This is a genomic window from Streptomyces sp. NPDC051563 (assembly GCF_044454225.1).
In the GTDB taxonomy this organism is placed as follows: Bacteria; Actinomycetota; Actinomycetes; order Streptomycetales; family Streptomycetaceae; genus Streptomyces.
Genome location: NZ_JBITDL010000010.1, coordinates 75229 through 93433 on the forward strand (window position 1 = coordinate 75229; position 18205 = coordinate 93433).

General features: G+C 72.7%; 15 protein-coding genes and 1 tRNA gene. 9 read left to right on the forward strand and 7 right to left on the reverse strand.

Annotation, left to right across the window (positions count from 1 at the left end):
• Positions 1 to 13 precede the first annotated feature (13 nt).
• Positions 14 to 289 carry a type II toxin-antitoxin system Phd/YefM family antitoxin gene (locus ACIA8F_RS13980; protein WP_399378563.1) on the forward strand — a complete coding sequence of 92 codons (276 nt, stop codon included), beginning with the start codon at positions 14 to 16 and terminating at the stop codon, positions 287 to 289.
• Entirely contained in the window at positions 286 to 660 is a 375-nt protein-coding gene (locus tag ACIA8F_RS13985) for a type II toxin-antitoxin system VapC family toxin (protein ID WP_399378564.1), read from the forward strand. Before ACIA8F_RS13980 ends, ACIA8F_RS13985 begins: the two co-directional genes overlap by 4 nt.
• Before the next feature lie 70 nt (positions 661 to 730).
• Here the strand turns inward: ACIA8F_RS13985 and ACIA8F_RS13990 are convergent, their stop codons facing one another.
• Positions 731 to 3304, reverse strand: coding sequence for an ABC transporter permease (locus ACIA8F_RS13990; RefSeq protein ID WP_399378566.1), 2574 nt, complete (start codon positions 3302 to 3304; stop codon positions 731 to 733).
• Positions 3301 to 4077, reverse strand: a complete 777-nt coding sequence (locus ACIA8F_RS13995; protein ID WP_399378568.1) for an ABC transporter ATP-binding protein — start codon at positions 4075 to 4077, stop codon at positions 3301 to 3303. Before ACIA8F_RS13995 ends, ACIA8F_RS13990 begins: the two co-directional genes overlap by 4 nt.
• Before the next feature lie 367 nt (positions 4078 to 4444).
• Between ACIA8F_RS13995 and ACIA8F_RS14000 the strand changes: the two genes are divergently transcribed.
• Positions 4445 to 6022, forward strand: a complete 1578-nt coding sequence (locus ACIA8F_RS14000; protein ID WP_399378570.1) for an MFS transporter — start codon at positions 4445 to 4447, stop codon at positions 6020 to 6022.
• A 124-nt stretch (positions 6023 to 6146) separates the two neighbouring features.
• A complete protein-coding gene (locus tag ACIA8F_RS14005) occupies positions 6147 to 6992 on the forward strand; it encodes a hypothetical protein (RefSeq protein ID WP_399378572.1) in 846 nt (281 codons plus the stop codon).
• A gap of 189 nt (positions 6993 to 7181) precedes the next feature.
• Here ACIA8F_RS14005 and ACIA8F_RS14010 read toward each other — a convergent pair whose 3' ends face one another.
• The 3 genes from ACIA8F_RS14010 to ACIA8F_RS14020 form a co-directional block, all read right to left on the reverse strand.
• Positions 7182 to 8054, reverse strand: coding sequence for a DivIVA domain-containing protein (locus ACIA8F_RS14010; protein ID WP_399378574.1), 873 nt, complete (start codon positions 8052 to 8054; stop codon positions 7182 to 7184).
• Positions 8055 to 8224: 170 nt separating this feature from the next.
• Entirely contained in the window at positions 8225 to 10807 is a 2583-nt protein-coding gene (locus tag ACIA8F_RS14015; protein WP_399378576.1) for an SUKH-4 family immunity protein, read from the reverse strand.
• 7 nt (positions 10808 to 10814) lie between these two features.
• Positions 10815 to 11864, reverse strand: a complete 1050-nt coding sequence (locus tag ACIA8F_RS14020) for an SMI1/KNR4 family protein (RefSeq protein ID WP_399378578.1) — start codon at positions 11862 to 11864, stop codon at positions 10815 to 10817.
• 230 nt (positions 11865 to 12094) lie between these two features.
• Between ACIA8F_RS14020 and ACIA8F_RS14025 the strand changes: the two genes are divergently transcribed.
• The gene (locus tag ACIA8F_RS14025) at positions 12095 to 12721 is read left to right on the forward strand and encodes a YwqJ-related putative deaminase (protein WP_399378579.1); all 627 of its coding nucleotides are present in this window, start codon (positions 12095 to 12097) and stop codon (positions 12719 to 12721) included.
• Positions 12722 to 12726: 5 nt separating this feature from the next.
• Positions 12727 to 13236, forward strand: coding sequence for an SUKH-3 domain-containing protein (locus tag ACIA8F_RS14030; RefSeq protein WP_399378580.1), 510 nt, complete (start codon positions 12727 to 12729; stop codon positions 13234 to 13236).
• On the opposite strand, the gene ACIA8F_RS14035 is transcribed toward ACIA8F_RS14030, so the two are convergent.
• Positions 13237 to 13776 (reverse strand): ferredoxin, encoded by a 540-nt coding sequence (locus ACIA8F_RS14035; protein WP_399378776.1) that lies wholly within the window; start codon positions 13774 to 13776, stop codon positions 13237 to 13239. It lies immediately after the preceding gene.
• Positions 13777 to 13910: 134 nt separating this feature from the next.
• Positions 13911 to 15176, reverse strand: coding sequence for a sensor histidine kinase (locus ACIA8F_RS14040; protein ID WP_399378581.1), 1266 nt, complete (start codon positions 15174 to 15176; stop codon positions 13911 to 13913).
• 154 nt (positions 15177 to 15330) lie between these two features.
• Between ACIA8F_RS14040 and ACIA8F_RS14045 the strand changes: the two genes are divergently transcribed.
• From ACIA8F_RS14045 to ACIA8F_RS14055, 3 genes are all read left to right on the forward strand, one after another.
• Positions 15331 to 15402, forward strand: a tRNA-Gln gene (locus ACIA8F_RS14045).
• A 108-nt stretch (positions 15403 to 15510) separates the two neighbouring features.
• Positions 15511 to 16956 (forward strand): bifunctional UDP-N-acetylglucosamine diphosphorylase/glucosamine-1-phosphate N-acetyltransferase GlmU, encoded by a 1446-nt coding sequence (gene glmU / locus ACIA8F_RS14050; RefSeq protein ID WP_399378583.1) that lies wholly within the window; start codon positions 15511 to 15513, stop codon positions 16954 to 16956.
• A 133-nt stretch (positions 16957 to 17089) separates the two neighbouring features.
• Positions 17090 to 18067 (forward strand): ribose-phosphate diphosphokinase, encoded by a 978-nt coding sequence (locus tag ACIA8F_RS14055; protein WP_112451977.1) that lies wholly within the window; start codon positions 17090 to 17092, stop codon positions 18065 to 18067.
• Positions 18068 to 18205: the final 138 nt, after the last annotated feature.

Below are 18205 nucleotides of genomic sequence, written 5' to 3' on the forward strand. Positions count from 1 at the left end.
CCTGGAGTACGCGATGGAAGCGGCCCGGCAGTACAACGTCCACGAGGCGAAGACCAACTTCTCCAAGATCCTGGAGACCGTCGCCACCGGCGAAGAGGTGATCATCAGCAAGGCCGGCGAGCCGGTGGCCAAGGTGATCCCGCTCGCGGGGAAGGTCCGGCGGACCGCCCGAGGGTCGGTTACCGAGCCCGTGGTCTTCCGCGAGGACTTCGACGACATGTCCGACGATCCCGGCTTCGCCGAGGCCTTCGGACTGCTCCCTGCTCCCGGGGCCGGGGGCGCCGAGTGAAGCTCCTGGCCGACACGCACGTCATCGTGTGGTGGCTGACCGACTCGCCTCAGCTGTCGGAGGAGGTCAAGCACCTGCTGGACACCGAGCGACTCGTCCACGTCAGCGCCGTCACCCCGTGGGAACTGTCCGTCAAGCAGGCGCTCGGCAAACTGGACGGCCCGGAGGACCTGCCGGAGCAGGCCCGGGACTGCCAGCTCAGGCCCCTCCCGATCACTGCCCTTCACGGAATCCGGGCGGGTCAGCTACCCCTGCACCACCGGGACCCCTTCGACCGGATACTGATCGCCCAGGCCCAGACCGAGGGACTCACCCTCGTCACCCGGGACAAGCACATCCCGCTCTACGACGTTCCCGTCATGAGCGTGTGAACGACCCCGGCCCCGCCCCACCCGAACGGGTGGGGCGGGGCCGGGGCTCCCCCGTACGACCGGCCGGCGATTACTCGCTGGCGATCGCGTTCAGGACGTTCATCCGGCCCGCCCGGAAAGCCGGGACCAGTGCGGCCAGCAGGCCGACCAGGGCGGAGCCGGCGAACACGCCGAGGATGGTGGGCCACGGGATCTCGAGGATCTTCATGCCCTCCAGTGCGAGGAGCTGGTGGGCCGTGGCGCCCCAGCCCATGCCCAGGCCGAGGCCCAGCAGGGCGCCGAAGAGGGCGATGACCACGGACTCCAGGCGGATCATGCGGCGCAGCTGGCGGCGGGAGAGGCCGATGGCGCGCATCAGGCCGATCTCGCGGGTCCGCTCGACCACCGAGAGGGCCAGGGTGTTCACCACGCCCAGGACCGCGACGATGATCGCGAGGGCGAGGAGGGCGTAGACCACGTTCAGGAGCTGGCCGACCTGGTCCTTCAGCGCCTGCTTGTAGTCCGTCTGGTTGAGCACCTGGTACTGCGGGTACTCCGCCAGCGCCGACTTGACCGCCGCGTAGGCGGCGTCGTCCTGGCCGTCCTTCGCGGTGGCCAGCACCATGAAGGGCCGGGGCAGCTTGTCGGCCGGCACGTTCGCCTCGGCGACGGCGGTGCTGACGTACTTCATGCCCTTGTCGAGGTTGCTCTCGTCGCTGGTGATCGCCGCGACCTTGAGCTTGACGGTCTTGCCGCCGGTGAAGGCGACGGTCAGCTCGTCACCGAGCTTGACCTGGTGCTTGGTGGCGTATTCGGAGCCCACCGACATCGAGCCCGGCCGGTAGGCGTCCGCGTGCTCGCCGGCCGTGGTCTTGCGCCGGACGTCCTTGGCGTAGGTGGGGTCCTGGGCCCCGATGCCGTCGGACTCGGTGGTGCCGTCGGGGGCGGTGATCTTGGCGTCGACCTCCCGGTAGACGGTGACGTGCGCCAGGCCCTGGGTCCGCCGCAGCGCTTCCTCGGCCTGCGGTACGACGGGCTGCCCGGTCTGGGACTGGACGATGAAGTCCGCGCCGACCGACTTGTCGAGCTCGTCGGTGGCCGAGGCCACCATCGAGGAGCCGACCACCGACAGGCAGGCGACCAGCGCGAGGCCGATCATCAGCGCGGCGGCGGTGGCACCGGTGCGGCGCGGGTTGCGCAGGGCGTTGCGCTCGGCGAGGCGGCCTATGGAGCCGAAGGGCCGCAGCACCGGGGCCGACAGGGCCCGGACCACGACGCCCGCGAGGAGCGGGCCGATCACTATGAACCCGATGAGGGTGAACAGGACGCCCAGCCCCAGCCACTGCGCTCCGGTGCCGGCGGCGTCGGCGCTGCCGGCGAGGTACAGGGCAGCGGCGCCGATGCCGGTGAGGCCCAGTCCCAGGGCGGCACGGATCCGGCCGGCCTTCTTGTCGCCGGGGGTGCCGGACTCGCGCAGGGCGGCCATCGGGGAGACCTTGCCGGCCCGGCGGGCCGGTATGAAGGCGGAGACGACGGTGACGACGACACCGAGGACGATGCCGATGACCGGGGTGGTCCAGGCGATGGTCAGGTCCTCGGTGGACAGGCTCATGCCCATCTGGCTCATGAGCTGCATCAGGCCGACGGCCAGTCCGACGCCGGCGGCGACGCCGAGGACCGAGCCGACCACACCGAGCAGTAGTGCCTCGATGACCACCGACTTGAGGACCTGGCCGCTGTCGGCGCCGATGGCCCGCATCAGGCCGATCTCGCGGGTGCGCTGGGCGACCAGCATCGAGAAGGTGTTGAAGATCAGGAAGATCCCGACGAGGAAGGCGATCGCGGCGAAGCCGAGCATCACCCACTTCATGATGTCGAGGAAGTCCATGCTCTTCTTGTTGGCGTCCGCGGCTTCCTTCGCGGTCTGGAGCTTGTAGGCGTCGGCCCCGAGGGCGGAGGCGACGTTCGCCTTCAGCTGCGCATCGCTGACCCCGTCCTTGGCGGTGACGTTCACGTGGGTGAAGGCGTCCGGGGCGCCGAGCAGCTTCTGCTGCGAGGTGGCGGTGTCGAAGTAGACGACGGTCGCACCGGGGTTGGTCACGGTGAAGGCGGCGATGCCGGTGATCCTGGAGCGGATGTCGCCGGTGACGGTGATGGTGCGGATGTCGTCACCGAGGCCCAGGTGGTGCTTCTTCGCCGTGTCGCTGTCGATCATCACGTCGGTGGGGCCGCGCGGGGCCTGACCCTCGATGATCTTCATCGACTTCAGTTCGTTCTCGGTCCAGTTGCCCGCGAAGGTCGGGGCGCCGGTGGTCGAGCCGAGGTTCTCGTTCTTGGAGTTGACGACGGTCACCGCCATCGAGGCCACGCCGCCCTCGGCGGACTTCACGCCCTCGGCCTTCCTCACCTGCTCGACGACCGAGCCGGGCAGCGCCTGGGGCTTGCCGGTGTCGGGGGTCTCCCCGCCGCTCTCGGCCTCCTTCGGGCTGACCGTCACATTGGAGTTGGTGACCGCGAACAGCTTGTCGAAGGTCGTGTTCATGGTGTCCGTGAACACCAGCGTCCCGCAGACGAAGGCGACCGAGAGCAGGACGGCCACGGCGGAGAGCGCCATGCGTCCCTTGTGCGCGAAGAAGTTGCGCCGCGCGGTCTTCATGACGGTCATGACGTCCGCCCGCGCGCGTCGAAGTCCTTCATGCGGTCCAGGACCTGGTCGGCGGTGGGCGTGTGCATCTCGTCGACGATCCGGCCGTCGGCGAGGAAGATGACGCGGTCCGCGTAGGAGGCGGCGACCGGGTCGTGGGTGACCATGACGATGGTCTGGCCGAGCTCGTTCACCGAGCGGCGCAGGAAGCCGAGGACCTCCGCGCCGGCCCGGGAGTCGAGGTTTCCGGTGGGCTCGTCACCGAAGATGATCTGGGGCCGGGAGGCCAGGGCGCGGGCGACCGCCACGCGCTGCTGCTGGCCGCCGGAGAGCTCGGTCGGGCGGTGCTTGAGGCGGCCCGCCAGGCCCACGGTCTCCACGACCCGGTTCAGCCACTCCGTGTCGGCCTTGCGGCCGGCGATGTCCATGGGGAGGGTGATGTTCTCCAGGGCGTTTAGCGTCGGCAGCAGGTTGAAGGCCTGGAAGATGAAGCCGATCCGGTCACGGCGCAGCTGCGTGAGCTTCTTGTCCTTCAGCCCGGTGATCTCGGTGTCGTCCAGGAAGATCTGGCCGCTCGTGACAGTGTCCAGACCGGCCAGGCAGTGCATCAGCGTGGACTTGCCGGAGCCCGAGGGCCCCATGATCGCGGTGAACTGCCCGCGGTGGATGTCCACGTCCACCGCGTCCAGGGCGACGACCCGCGTCTCGCCGGAGCCGTAGGCCTTGACGACCTTCCGCGCACGCGCCGCGACGGCCCCATGCCCTCCAGTGCCCCCGTGCCTGGTTTCGGTCATAGCCGTTGTCACGGTGTTTCCCCTCGTTCTGATGCGTACGGTCGTCGGTGCTGCGTGTGTGTCGCACGCAGTGCTGCGCTTGATCCGAAGTCTGCTGGCCGGGGGTACCGCGGCGCGCTGGTGCCAATCGCCGTATCCATAGGGGTGCTAGCCCTACCCCCCGCGGACTCCCGCCCTGTAGACACCAGTTAAGGACCCGCGCGGCCCTTCCTCCTCCTCCCCCGGGACGAAGCGCCCCTGGATCCTTGTGAGGAGCAACCCCTAGGGGATCTCGCCCGTTGGGACGAGGCGCCCTCCGGGGATACCACCGCGTAATGCCGCAGTGAGAGGGTGTCTGCGCAGGTAGCCACGGGGTGAAGGGTTTTTCATGGGCTCAGGGGAGAGCACGGGCGCGAGTACCGACGAAGGTGCCGGAGGCATACCCGGGGAGGAACGGACCGGATCCGGAGCTCCCGGGCGGCCCCGTACGGCCGTCGTCGCCGCCCTGATGCTGACCATGGGCCTCGTCGCCCTCGACGGCGCCATCGTGGCCACCGCCATCCCGCAGATCGTCGGCGACCTCGGCGGCTTCGCCGTCTTCTCCTGGATCTTCTCGGGCTACATCCTGGCCGGAACGGTCACCCTGCCCGTCTACGGCAAGCTCTCCGACACCTACGGCCGCAAGCCCGTACTGCTCCTCGGCATCAGCCTCTTCCTGCTCGGCTCCCTGCTGTGCGCGGCCGCCTGGGACATGGCCGCCCTCATCGCCTTCCGGATCCTCCAGGGCCTGGGCGGCGGTGCCCTGCAGGGCACCGTCCAGACCCTGGCCGCCGATCTCTACTCCCTCAGGGACCGGCCGCGCATCCAGTCCCGGATGTCCGTGGTCTGGGCCGGATCGGCGCTGGCCGGCCCCGCGCTCGGCGGGCTGATCGCCACGTACGCCGACTGGCGCTGGATCTTCCTGCTCAACCTGCCGCTGGCCGCCGCAGCCCTGTGGATCATCAGCCGGTACCTGGTCGAGCCCACCCGGGCCCCCGGCCGTACCGGCCCCGTCGACTGGCCCGGCGCCGTCGCCGTGTTCGCCTGCGGCGGGCTGCTGCTCTTCGCGCTGGTGCAGGGCGGAGTGGCCTGGCCCTGGCTGTCGGCGCCCTCGCTGCTCCTGCTCGGATCCGCGGCGGCGCTGGGCGTGCTCGTCGTCTGGATCGAGCGCCGGGCCGAACAGCCCATCCTGCCCGGCTGGGTGTGGCGCCGGCGCACCATCGCCGCCGTCAACCTGGCCATGGCCGGGCTCGGCCTGCTGATGGTCGCCCCGATGCTGTTCGTGCCGACGTACGCCCAGTCCGTCCTGGGCCTCGGCCCCACCGGCGCCGGTCTGGTCGCCTCGGCGATGACCCTGAGCTGGCCGATCAGCGCGGCCCTCGCACAGCACGTCTACCGGCGCATCGGCTTCCGCAACACCGCGGCCACCGGGGTCGGGCTGGCCGCCCTGGTCCTCGGCGCCTTCGCCGTGCTCCCCTACCCCGCCCCCGTCTGGCAGCCGGTGGTGATCATGCTTCTGCTCGGCGCGGCCCTCGGCCTGTTCCAGCTCCCGCTGATCGTCGGGGTCCAGTCCACGGTGGGCTGGGAGGAGCGCGGGACCACGACCGCCTCGGTGCTGTTCTGCCGCAACGTCGGGCAGAGCGTCGGGGCGGCGCTGCTCGGGGCCGTCGCCAACGCCACCATCGCCGCCCGGCTCTCGCAGGCTCCGGTGCCCGGGCTCCCCTCGAACCTGGACGACGTGGCCAGGGCCCTGACCCACCCCGGCATCCTCCCCCCGGAGGCCGCCGAGTACCTGCGCCGGGCGGTGGCCGCCGCCGGGGACCACATCTTCCTCGGCGCGAGCCTGGCGGCGGCCGCGTCGGCCCTGGTACTGCTGCTGGTGGCCCCGCGCCGGTTCCCGGTGCTGCCGGAGCAACGCGAGGGATGAGGGCGGGCGCGGGCGCCGCGGAGTTGGCGCAAAGGTGACGCCGCCGGGGGCCGATCGACTTGTCATGCCCGGACCGGTTCGGTAACCCTCTGCGGAGACGCCGTACTTCCGGGGGGAACCACACATGACGTCCGCGCTCCTGGCCCTGGCCCTGCTCGCCGCCGTGGCCGGCCCGATCCTGCTCCGCCTGCTCCGCCACCCCGGCTTCGTCACCGGCCGCGACGGGCGCCTCTCCACCTCCACCACGCTCGCCCTGGCCTGGACGGTGATCCTGCTCTGGCTGCTCCTGGCCACCCTCGGCTACGGACTCACCGCGGGCGGCGGCGTCGCCTGGTTCCAGGGTCCCGAGGGCCCCCTGTCCTCGCTGACGACCGTCTACCTCCCGCTGCTCGGGGGCCCGTACGCGGCCCTGATCGCGGCCAAGGCGGTGGTCGGCATGCGGGTGGAGCGGGGCTCCATGGCCAAACCGGCGCCCAAAGGCACGGAACGGCGCCCGCTGCACGACCTGATCGCGAACGACAGCGGGCGGACCGACCTGGTCGACCTGCAGTACGTGGCCCTGAGCGCGGTCACCATGCTGTACGTGGTGGCGTTCTTCGTGACGGACGTGGGCGCCGGACTGCCGAAGCTGCCGTCGGAGATGTGGGCGCTGACCGGGGCGCCGGCCGGGGCCTACCTCCTGAACAAGATGGCGGTGCGGGCCAATCCGGTGATCACGAGGGTCTCCGTGACGGAGGGTCTCCTCGCCGTCGAGGGCGGCGGCTTCGGGGACGCGCCCCTGGTCGAGGTCGACGGCACGGCCCTGCCGACCGCGGTCACCCCGGCCGGGACCCTGGCCGCGGCCCTGCCCGCGACGGCGCCGCCCGCCTTCAGCGTGGTGGTCACCACCCGCGGCCTGCGCAGCGACCCGTCGCCCTATCCGGCGCAGCCGTCCCAAGCCGGCGGTCCCGTGCCGCTGAGCGGGCCTTGAATCCCCTACCCGCCCTTCCACCGTTCCCAGGGCTCCGCCCTGACCCGCCGAACCCGGACCGCGCCCGAGACCCCTGGGGCTCCGCCCCACACCCCGGTCCTCAAACGCCGGACGGGCTGAAACGGCGCGCTTGAGGAACAGGGTCCGGGGACTGGCCCCCGGGAAGGGCGCCGCGCGTGGCCGTCCGGGTCAGCCCTCCGCCGGGGCGCGGCCCGTCAGGGCGGCCAGGCTGGAGCGGACGTGGTTCATGTGGGCGCGCATCTCGTCCTGGGACTCCCCGTGTTCGCGCAGGATCCGCTCCGTCTCCCGGCCCGACCGCTCCTCGCGTACCCGCGCCTCCGCGATGAGCTCCGCCGCCCTCGCCTCCGCGTCCTCCTGGCCGTGCCGGGCGGTCTCCTGGGCCTGCGCGAACGCCCGCTTCGCCTCCGCCAGCCGGGATTGCGCGTACCGCTCCAGTTCCGCGTGCCGGGACTCCAGCTCCGCCGTCCGCGCCGCCAGCTCCCGCTCCGCCGCGTCCCGGCGCTCAGCGTGTTCCTGTTCGCGCTCCGCGAGCAGCGCGTCCGCCCGGCGGGCCGTGTCCGCCAGCGCCGCCTGCGCCTCCGCCCGCCAGGCCGCCGCGTCGTCCCGCGCCTCGGTCCGGGCGTCGTCCGCCTCGCGCCCCGCGCGCAGCAGCAACTGCCGGGCCCGGACCTCGGTCTGCTCGCGCACCGCCTCCGCGTCGCCGTGCGCCAGGTCCGCCACCCGGTCGGCGTGCGCCTCGGCGGCGCCCGCCGTCGCCAGTGCGTCCGCCCGCGCGTCGCCCCGTAGGGTCTCGGACTCCTCCTCGGCCAGCAGCAGGATCCGCCGGGCGCGCTCGCCGAGCTCCTCGTACGTCTGCGGGGCCAGTGCGGAGACCTCCGCGCGCAGCCGCCCGGCCTCCTCCTCCATCTGCTTGGCCAGCACGGTCAGCCGGGCCACCCGTTCCCAGGCCTCGTCCCGGCTCCCCGACAGCCGGGCGAGGTACCGGTCCACCTCTTCCGCCCGGTAGCCACGGCCACGCACGGTGGTAAAGGGTGCACTCATCCTGGAAGCGCCTCTCTCGCGGGGGTTCCTGCCAAGGATGCGTCATTTGCTCCCGGAAGCCCGAATGGCCGGGCCGACACCCTGTTCGAGGGTCACGACCCGGCCATCCTGACCGGCACGGGATCCGCAGGGGATCCGCACGGGATCCGCACGGGATCAGCGACGAGCGGTCAGAGGAGCCCGTCCCACATCTGCTCCAGCAGCACCGACCACCAGTTCTCCGGCGACGCGAGCGCCGCACTGTCCAGCCCCGCCAGATTGGCCTGGAAATCGACGGTCCAGCGGCCCGCCTGCTCCGGCGTCAGGTGCTGGCGCAGCCGCCACATGTGACCCAGCATCGCCAGGGACCGTACGAACTGCGGCAGCGAGGAGTTCACGAACTGCGGGGGCACCGGCGCCCCGCCGGGACCGCCCTCTCCCCCCTCGACGGGCACCGCCACGATGTGCGCCGTGCCGTACTGCACGCACAGCGCCTTGCCGAAGTCACTGCCGACCACCAGGTACGAGCCCGCGTCCGAGGCCGGCTGCACCTGCCGCTGCGCCGCCAGTTCGGCGAGCGTCGGCAGCGGGGCACCCGGTACGGCCTGGGCCCAGAAGAACGGCCCGAAATCGACCGGCAGTCCGGACCACATCAGCGTCTGCGCCACGATCTCCGGCACACCCTGCCGGGACACCGCGCGCTGCTCGAAGCGGAACACCCCCTGCGGCCCGAACGCCCCCGCCAGCTCCTGCGCGATCGCGTCCAGCGGGATGGCCGGCTGCAACGGCACCTGCGGCAGCGGTGCGCGCACCGGCGCGGGGCGCGCCGGGCCGTCCGCCACCTGGTGCAGTTCGCCCTGGTGGGTCAGCAGGTGCCGCATGCCCTGCTGGCGTCCCGCGTGGTCCGTGCCGTACGGGGCCACGCTGGTGATCCGCACCTGCGGCCAGGTTTCGCGGATCATGCGCGCGCAGTAGCCGCCGGGCAGCTCGCACGAGGCCAGCTCGGTGTGCAGTTCCAGCACCTGCTGCGGCGGCACGTTCATCGCGCGCAGCTCGTACAGGATCTGCCACTCCGGGTGCGGGGTGCCGGGCGCGGAACGGCGGATGAGCTGCTGCTCGGAGCCGTCGGGCGCGCGGTAGCGCAGCACGGCCTGGTAGCCGGGGCCGACCGTGGGCACCCCGGGGACGGGGGCCTGCGGAGCCGGTGCCTGCGGAGCCTGTACGGGCGACTGCGGCGCGGGACCGGGCGCACCGGGCGGGCCCGGCTGCTGCGGTCCGCCGGGACCGGCCAGCATGGTGGCGGCGTACGCGTCTCCGCGCCCGCCGGAGGCGCCGGACGACCCGGGAGCCCCGGGCGGACCGGGAGGCGCGGGCGGCTGCCCCGTCACCGACGGGCCCGCCAGCATCGTCGCGGCACGGTCCAGCCCGCCACCGGGCACGCCGGGGGGACCGGGCGGGCCGGGCGGCTGCCCGGCACCCGGGGCCCCGGGCGGGCCGGGCGGACGGGGTCCGGTGGGACCGGCCAGCATGGTCGCGGCGTGGTCCAGCCCGCCACCGGGCGCGCCGGGAGCCCCCGGCGGACCGGGAGGCGCGGGCGGCTGCCCCGTCACCGACGGGCCCGCCAGCATCGTCGCGGCATGGTCCAGCCCGCCACCGGGCGCGCCGGGAGCCCCCGGGGCTCCGGGCGGGCCGGGCGGGCCGGGCTGCTGGGGCCCGCCGGGAGCGGCCAGCATGGTGGCGGCGTACGAGGGCGGCTCCGCGCCGCCGCCCGGCGCACCGGGCGGGCCGGGCGGAGTCACGGGCGCGGCAGCCCCGGACCGGTTGACCCGGGCCTTGCTCGTCGGGGCGTCGGCGATGTCCCCGCCGGACGCCGCACCGGGACCGGAGTTCCGGCCGGGACCCGGCTCCGACCCCTGCGCCGGTCCCTGCCCGGGCCCGGACTCCGAGTCGAGCGCGGGCACGACGGCGGTCTTCGGCAGCTCGCTGCCCCTGGGCATCAGGGTCGTGCGCGCCTCGGGGCCGGGCCCCGAGGACGCCGGGGCGTCGTCCAGGTCCGACCCGGACAGCGGCGGGGCGAACACCGTCGCCGGCAGCGGCACGGACACGGAGTCCGCGCCGGGGTTCACGTCGGTCCCGGCCCAGGGTGTGGCCCCGGTCGGGACCGCGGCGGGCACCCCGTCGTTGGCGGTCGGCTCGTAGGGGACCTCTCCCCCGCGCCGCAGCGGCACGGGCTCGGGATCCCGCTCCGAACGGCCGTCGGAAGGGCCCGGCCCGGAAGAGCCCGGCCCCGAAGGGCCCGGCCCGGAGGCGGAGGCTCCGGAAGCGGCCGGAGCCGCCTGCCCGACCGGCACCGGGGGCCCCGCGGGGGACTGCGGAGCGGCCGGGGCCGCCGGAGCCGCGGGGATCCCCGCGCGGTCCGCCGCCTCCTGGAGCCACTCCGGCGGGCTCAGCATGAAGGAGGTCTGCTCCGAGTCGATGCGCGGCACCGGAACCGAAGCCTCGGCCTGCGCGGCCGACGCCCCGTACTCCTCCTCGTAGCGGCGGATCACCTCACCCACCGGCAGGCCGGGCCAGAGCGTCACCTCCCCGCTGTCCCGGGCGATGACGAGCCGCTGCCGGCCGCCCCCGGACACGGGGCCCGCGGGGCGGTCCTCCGCCCACACCACGAAACCGAGTCCGAACTCCCGTACGCGCACCTCGCGGTGCTGGTACGCGGGCACGTCCCCGTTGATCCATTCCTCGGCGCGCTCCTGCGCCTGCGCAAACGTCACCATCGCGCCGTCACCCCTCCACCGGTGCCGATGCCGGCCCGGCACCCGGAACCGAACGTCCGGCCGAACCGGCACCCGAACCCGGACCCGTCACGGGAACCGAGCGTGCGAATCCGCCGTCCACCATCAGACCGGCCACCGTTTCCAGTTCCGGCGGATTGCCCGCCAGCCGTTCCAGGAAGGCGTCGAAATCCGTACCGCACGGCAGCAGCAGCCGCTCCACGCGTTCCTGCACCGACCAGCCGTCCTGGTCGCGCGCATCGTCGTACGGCGAGAACCAGACCGAGCCGACGGCCTCCCCGCGCACCTTCACCGCGAGGAGCCCGCCCTGGGCGAAGGCCACGCAGAGGTAGTCCTTCGTCAGGTGGTCCCGCAGGCACTTGTTGACGTAGACGAGGTCGTTGACCGCCGCCTCCTCGCGCACCGTGAAGAAGGGCTGGTCCACCAGCAGGCCCAGCTCCACGTCGAGCCCGGTGCCCACCGGCGCGCAGCCGCCCGCCGCCTTCAGGAAGGAGCGGTACGCCTCCGGGAGCCGGTAGCCGAGGTCCTCCTCGACGCCCTGGACCTGCTGCTCCGACACCGAGACCACCGTCTTGGGCAGTCCCAGGTGCACCGGGCGCACCTCCTGCAACGGCCGCGTCCCGCGCTTGCCGTGGTCCACCGCCGCCGTCGCCAGACCGGCGTGGTGCCTCAGCAGGGACTTCACCTCGACCGGGACGAGCTCCATCCGGCGGGTACCGGACACGTGGTGCCAGGTCCAGCCGTGCGGGGTCGACACCGGGCCGACCGTGTCCCACAGCTCGTGGCCGGTCGCCCGCATGGCCGCGTTCGCGGACACGCAGTCGGTCAGGCGCAGCTCGTCCACGCCGAAGCCCTCCGGGGGCTCGGCGATCTCGACGGCCGCGCGCGCGTACGGCGCGAAGTCGGGATGCCCGTTCGCGTCGATCCGGACTCCGTGGGGATGGCGCGCGGCCCGGACGGGGTCCGGGAAATGCACGACCTGCCCCGAATAAGCGGCGTTGGGTGGCGCGGCCTGATGCCCGAGCCGACCTGTCGTCATGGCGGTAGCCCCCTGCTGGATCTGGCTGGTTCACCACAGCCTATGTGCTCCGGCCGGGACGTCACCCGCGCGTGTGCGGGGACCCCGCGGGACGGGTGGGAAGATCCGAATTGATACGAATATTCGACCCCGCTTCCGCAGGCCGGGAGACATTTGACAGGCTGTCCCCACAGCACGGGGGCGTGCGCGACAGCGGTCAGCACCGCGGCCACGGGAGGGAAAGCGCAACCATGCAGAACACGGCAACACGTACAGCAGCGGCCGACGCCCACTCAGGAGGCGCGGGAGCGCGGGAATCCGCGGACCCCGAGGGCCCGGCGGGAGCCGGCGGTCCCGCCGCTGTCCCGCCGCAGACCGGCGCCGCGGCCGACCCGGGCTCCGGCGATCCCCGGCTGCGCTGGGGCGGCGGGGACGGCCGGCCCGCCGTGCCCACGCTGCGCTTCCGCCGGGACGGGATCCTGCCCACCGTGGCCGCCGCCCTGTCCGTGCGCGGGGAGACCCTCACCGGCACCGCCGGCAAGGCCGACCTGCCGCCCGTACTGCACGCCCTCGTCCAGGATTTCCTCGACACCCTCACGAGCGGCCAGCGCGAACGTTTCACCGGCCGGTGTCCCGAGGCGATCCTGCTCTCCCGCCACCTCGCCACCGTGGAGGGCGCCCGCAGCAAGCGCGCCTCGCGCAAACCCCTCACCCCCAGCGAGGCCCGCCGCTCGCTGAAGCACTCCAAGATCACCGCCCGCCGCATCCGCGAGGACGGCGACCCGCTCCACGGCAGCTACGCACCGCCCTGCCGCTCCTGCGAGGCCCTCCTCGCCCACTTCGGCGTACGCCCCGTCGACCTCTCCCACCCCGAGTAGCCGCCATGACCACCGCTTCCGCTTCGTACGCCCGCTCCTCGGCCACCCGCTTCCCCGCCGCCGTGGACTCCGCCCTGCGCACCGCCGGCTGGGAGCCGGGCCGCTGGGACATCAAGCAGGCCGAGTACTGGGCCGACGCCCTGCGCGACCACACCACCCCCGCCGGGCACCGGCACACCGTCTTCCCGGCCGCCGTCGAGGCCTGGGCGGAGTTCGGGAACCTCACCGTCACCGCCCCGGGGCCAGGCCGCCAGATCGCGCCCACCGCGATACGCATGGACCCCCTGACGGGGCTCCACCTCGCCCGCACCTTCGCGGACCTCGGCCGCGCCCTCTCCACCCAGCTGTGCCCGCTCGGCATCGAGGCCGACGGGACCTCCCACCTAGCCCTGGACCGCGAGGGCCGCGTCTACTGCGTGGACCACACCGGCGACTGGTACCTCGGCGCGAGCCTCGACGAGGCCCTCACCCTCCTCCTCACCGGCCTCCAGCCGACCCGCCTGACGACGGGCTAGCTAGCCCAGCTCCGGCAGCCGCTCCCCTTCACCGGGGTAGCGGCCCTCCTCCAGCCGGAAGAGGTACGCCCGCAGATCGGCGGCGAGCCCGCCCGCCAGGTACGCCCGGAACTCCCGCGCGCCCGCGGCCGCGTCCCGGTCGGCGGGATGCACGCTGTCCGCGTACTCGGCCAGCGTGAGCACCAGGTGCTCCTCGACCCGCCCCCGGCCGGCCCACCACCGGCGCACCGCCTCCGGGGTCCACCAGCGGTCGCCGTCGTACGCGTACTCCTGGAAGGGCTCCTCGTCGGCCGCGTTGACCACGTCGCGCACCTCTTCCGGGCTCCGCGGCTGCCGGAACACGTACTCGAGGGTCCCCTCGGTGCTCGCCGCGTACATCACGTTGCCGGGCGCGTTCAGCCGCCCGGTCCAGCACGTGTCCGTCTCGCCCGTGTAGAAGGGCCCCGGCACGTTCAGCCAGAGCCTCTTCTCCCACCGCCCCTGGAACAGCTTCCGGTCCTCGTCCGTCAGCTCCGCCACCGGATCCCAGCCCACCGTCATCCCCACTTCCCCCCCCTGTCGCCCCGCATCACAGACGCGGGAGCCGCTTCCGGTCTGCGGATACCGGCCTTCCCCACCGGAAAACATACGCCCGCAGGTCATCGGCGAGACCACCCGCCAGGTACCCGGGCCCGCTACCCCCGTTCGCCCGGCAGGACCGCCGAGACCTTGAAGCCGCCCTCGTCCGTCGGGCCGGAGACGAACACGCCGCCCAGGCGCAGGACCCGCTCGCGCATGCCGACCAGGCCGTTGCCGCCGCTCGGCAGGCCCGGTTCGGCGGCCTTGCCGTCGACGGGGCCGTTCTCCACCTGCATGGCCACCTCGCCCTCCCGGTGTGCCAGCCGTACGACGACGCGTGCGCCCGCGGCGTGCTTGTGGCAGTTGGTCAGCGCCTCCTGCACCACCCGGTAGGCGGTCTGCTCCACCTCCGCCAGGTAAGCGGAGTACTCGCCGTGCACGTCCAGCTCGACCGTCATCCCGGCCGCCCGGGACTGTCCGACCAGCACCTCCAGTTCGGCCAGCGTCGGGCCGTCTTCGAAGCTCCCCACCAGCGCCGCCGGCGCCGTCACGGCCGCCGCCGGCTTCGGCGCCTCCGCCCGCAGCACGCCGAGCATCTCGCGCAGCTCCGTCAGGGCCTGCCGGCCCATGTCCCCGACCAGCGCGGCGTTCCTCGCCGCCTTGACCGGGTCCTTGGCGGCGATCGCCTGGAGCGCCGCGGCGTGCACCACCATGAGCGACACCCGGTGCGCCACGACGTCGTGCATCTCCCGCGCGATCCGGGTGCGCTCCTCCGTACGGGCCCACTCGGCCCGTTCCTCCGCCCGGTCCGCGAGCAGCGACAGCTCCCGCTCCAGCGAGTCCGCCCGCTCGTGCAGGCTCTCCATCAGCCGCCGGCGGGCCGCCGTGTACAGCCCGAGCAGCACCGGCGGCACGGTCAGCGCCACCGCCAGGAACACGGACAGGCTGATGAGGATGGTGAAGGTGACATCGGGTTCGTTCCTGGTCCTCAGGTACGCCACCACGAAGGTCGCGGCCAGCGACATCGACGCCAGGGTGGCGGTGATCCGCCGGGGCACCTCGGAGGAGGCCAGCGTGTACAGCCCGACCACCCCGAGCATGAACCCCATGGCCGCCGGCGACACCGCGATGCCGACCAGCACCACGAGGATCGGCCAGCGGCGCCGCAGGACCAGCGAGGATCCGATCAGCAGCCCGAACAGCACCCCGGCGAAGACCGGGATCCCCGCGTCGTGGGCGAAGTCGACGCCCTCCAGCCCGCACTCGACGGCGGACACCGCGGCGAGCCCCACGTCCAGCACGGCCGAACCGCGCCGGTCCCACCACAGGGGCCCGTCCCGTCCGGCCCCCGCCTCTCCCTGCTCTTCCCCCGTACTGGTCATACCGTCCAGCCTACGCAGCGGCCCCGGTCCGCAGGCGACGGGAAATCCCGCTGAAGGGCTCGGATTTGTACCGTCGCATTCAGGGCGCCCGGTGCGGCATAGTAGGTCCCGTCGGCTCGACCACCAGGGCTCCATGTCCGGTTTGGCCGATCAATCCCCTGTGGTGTAATTGGCAGCACTGAGGCTTTTGGTGCCTTATGTTCGGGTTCGAGTCCTGACAGGGGAGCCCACGGTCCGGGTCCTGACCTTCACAGTCGGGACCCACCCTCGTTTAGGGCCTCAAACCCACCGGTATCCTTCACGGGTCCACCACCCGAAGCCGAAGGGCACACCCGTGAGCGCCAACCGCCCGGCAGCCGTCGTCGTACTCGCAGCGGGTGAAGGCACCCGCATGAAGTCGGCCACACCCAAGGTTCTGCACGAGATCAGCGGGCGCTCGCTCGTCGGTCACGTCGTCGCCGCCTCCCGCGAACTGGACCCCACCCACCTCGTCGTCGTCGTCGGGCACGCCCGCGAGCAGGTCACCGCGCACCTCTCCGCGATCGACGCCGACGTCCGCACCGCGGTCCAGTACGAGCAGAACGGCACCGGGCACGCCGTCCGGATGGCCCTCGAAGAGCTCGGCGACCGGCCCGCCGGCACCGTGGTCGTCGTCTGCGGCGACACCCCGCTGCTGACCGGCGAGACCCTGGCCGCGCTGACGGCCACGCACGAGGCCGACGGCAACGCCGTCACCGTGCTCACCGCCGAGGTCCCCGACTCCACCGGGTACGGCCGGATCATCCGCGGCGCCGACGGGGCGGTCACCGCCATCGTCGAGCACAAGGACGCCACCGACGCCCAGCGCGCCATCGCCGAGATCAACTCCGGGGTCTTCGCCTTCGACGGCGCCCTCCTCGCCGACGCCCTCGGCAAGGTCCGCACCGACAACAGCCAGGGCGAGGAGTACCTCACCGACGTGCTCGGCATCCTGCGCGAGGCCGGCCACCGCGTCGGCGCCGCCGTGGGCGCGGACCACCGGCAGATCCTCGGGATCAACAACCGGGTCCAGCTCGCCGAGGCCCGCGCCCTGCTGAACGCCCGCCTGCTGGAGCGCGCGATGCTCGCCGGCGTGACGATCGTCGACCCGGCGAGCACGCTCGTCGACGTGACGGTGACTTTCGGCCAGGACGCGATCGTGCACCCGGGCACCCAGCTGCTCGGCACCACGCACATCGCCGAGCAGGCCGAGGTCGGCCCCAACACCCGCCTGAAGGACACCCACGTGGGCGCCGGCGCCCGGGTGGACAACACCGTGGCGGACACCGCCGTCGTCGGCGCCTCGGCGAGCGTCGGCCCCTTCGCCTACCTGCGTCCGGGCACGAACCTGGGCGCGAAGGCCAAGGCCGGCACGTACGTGGAGATGAAGAACGCCACGATCGGCGAGGGCACCAAGGTCCCGCACCTGTCCTACGTCGGCGACGCGACGATCGGCGAGTACACGAACATCGGTGCCGCCAGCGTGTTCGTCAACTACGACGGCGAGCACAAGCACCACACGACCGTCGGCTCACACTGCAAGACGGGTTCGGACAACATGTTTGTGGCTCCCGTCACCATCGGGGACGGCGCCTACACCGCCGCCGGCTCCGTGATCACGAAGGACGTGCCGCCCGGCGCCCTGGCCGTGGCCCGTGGCCAGCAGCGGAATATCGAGGGCTGGGTGGCCCGCAAGCGTCCGGGAAGCGCCGCCGCGACCGCGGCCCAGTCGGCGGTCAGCGAGGACTCCGGCGAACGCTGAGGTGAACTGACCGGAAACGGCTACGCCCGAGAGCGCGTACCGTGATACGTGAACGCAATTCGGCTGGCTCACCGTGTGCGGGACGGACGCACATGGGGGCGAGCAGCTTTCCCACGTCTGAGGAGACAGTGCTGTGACCGGGATCAAGACGACCGGCGAGAAGAAGCTGATGCTCTTCTCCGGCCGCGCCCACCCCGAGCTGGCCGAGGAGGTCGCGCACCAGCTCGGTGTCGGCCTCGTGCCGACCAAGGCTTTCGACTTCGCGAACGGCGAGATCTACGTCCGCTTCCAGGAGTCGGCGCGTGGCGCGGACTGCTTCCTGATCCAGAGCCACACGGCTCCGATCAACAAGTGGATCATGGAGCAGCTGATCATGATCGACGCGCTCAAGCGCGCGTCGGCACGCTCCATCACCGTGATCGTCCCGTCCTACGGGTACGCCCGCCAGGACAAGAAGCACAAGGGCCGCGAGCCGATCTCGGCCCGCCTGGTCGCCGACCTGCTGAAGACCGCGGGTGCGGACCGCATCCTCACGGTCGACCTGCACACCGACCAGATCCAGGGCTTCTTCGACGGCCCGGTCGACCACCTTTCGGCCCTGTCGGTCCTCGCGGACTACGTCGGTGCCAAGGTCGACCGCTCCAAGCTGACGATCGTCTCCCCGGACGCCGGCCGCGTGCGCGTCGCCGACCGCTGGTGCGACCGCCTGGACGCCCCCCTGGCGATCGTGCACAAGCGCCGTGACAAGGACGTCGCCAACCAGGTGACCGTCCACGAGGTCGTCGGTGAGGTCAAGGGCCGCGTCTGCGTCCTGGTCGACGACATGATCGACACCGGTGGCACCATCTGCGCCGCGGCCGACGCGCTCTTCGCGCACGGCGCGGAGGACGTCATCGTGACGGCCACGCACGGCATCCTGTCGGGCCCGGCCGCCGACCGCCTGAAGAACTCCAAGGTCAGCGAGTTCGTGTTCACGAACACCCTGCCGGACCCGTCCGACCTGGAGCTCGACAAGATCACGGTGCTCTCCATCGCCCCGATGATCGCCCGCGCCGTGCGCGAGGTCTTCGAGGACGGCTCGGTCACCAGCCTGTTCGAAGAGCAGCAGTAGCAGTCACCGCAGAGATCGTTTTGGGTACGGCCTCCCTCCCCGGGTACACTCCTCGAGTTGCTCGGCGAGGGAGGCCGTACCTGTTTTCCACAGGGTGCGGATGCTCCGTTATCGACGCGCTCTTCGTAGCAGGCCGTG

Coding starts and splice junctions, on each gene's coding strand:
- ACIA8F_RS14025 (WP_399378579.1), top strand. CDS start 12,095: ATGCAGAACACGGCAACACGTACAGCAGCGGCCGACGCCCACTCAGGA.
- ACIA8F_RS14035 (WP_399378776.1), bottom strand. CDS start 13,776: ATGACGGTGGGCTGGGATCCGGTGGCGGAGCTGACGGACGAGGACCGG.
- ACIA8F_RS14020 (WP_399378578.1), bottom strand. CDS start 11,864: ATGACGACAGGTCGGCTCGGGCATCAGGCCGCGCCACCCAACGCCGCT.
- ACIA8F_RS14000 (WP_399378570.1), top strand. CDS start 4,445: ATGGGCTCAGGGGAGAGCACGGGCGCGAGTACCGACGAAGGTGCCGGA.
- ACIA8F_RS13995 (WP_399378568.1), bottom strand. CDS start 4,077: ATGACCGAAACCAGGCACGGGGGCACTGGAGGGCATGGGGCCGTCGCG.
- ACIA8F_RS14005 (WP_399378572.1), top strand. CDS start 6,147: ATGACGTCCGCGCTCCTGGCCCTGGCCCTGCTCGCCGCCGTGGCCGGC.
- ACIA8F_RS13990 (WP_399378566.1), bottom strand. CDS start 3,304: ATGACCGTCATGAAGACCGCGCGGCGCAACTTCTTCGCGCACAAGGGA.
- ACIA8F_RS13980 (WP_399378563.1), top strand. CDS start 14: ATGGAAGCGGCCCGGCAGTACAACGTCCACGAGGCGAAGACCAACTTC.
- ACIA8F_RS14030 (WP_399378580.1), top strand. CDS start 12,727: ATGACCACCGCTTCCGCTTCGTACGCCCGCTCCTCGGCCACCCGCTTC.
- ACIA8F_RS14010 (WP_399378574.1), bottom strand. CDS start 8,054: ATGAGTGCACCCTTTACCACCGTGCGTGGCCGTGGCTACCGGGCGGAA.
- ACIA8F_RS14040 (WP_399378581.1), bottom strand. CDS start 15,176: ATGACCAGTACGGGGGAAGAGCAGGGAGAGGCGGGGGCCGGACGGGAC.
- ACIA8F_RS14015 (WP_399378576.1), bottom strand. CDS start 10,807: ATGGTGACGTTTGCGCAGGCGCAGGAGCGCGCCGAGGAATGGATCAAC.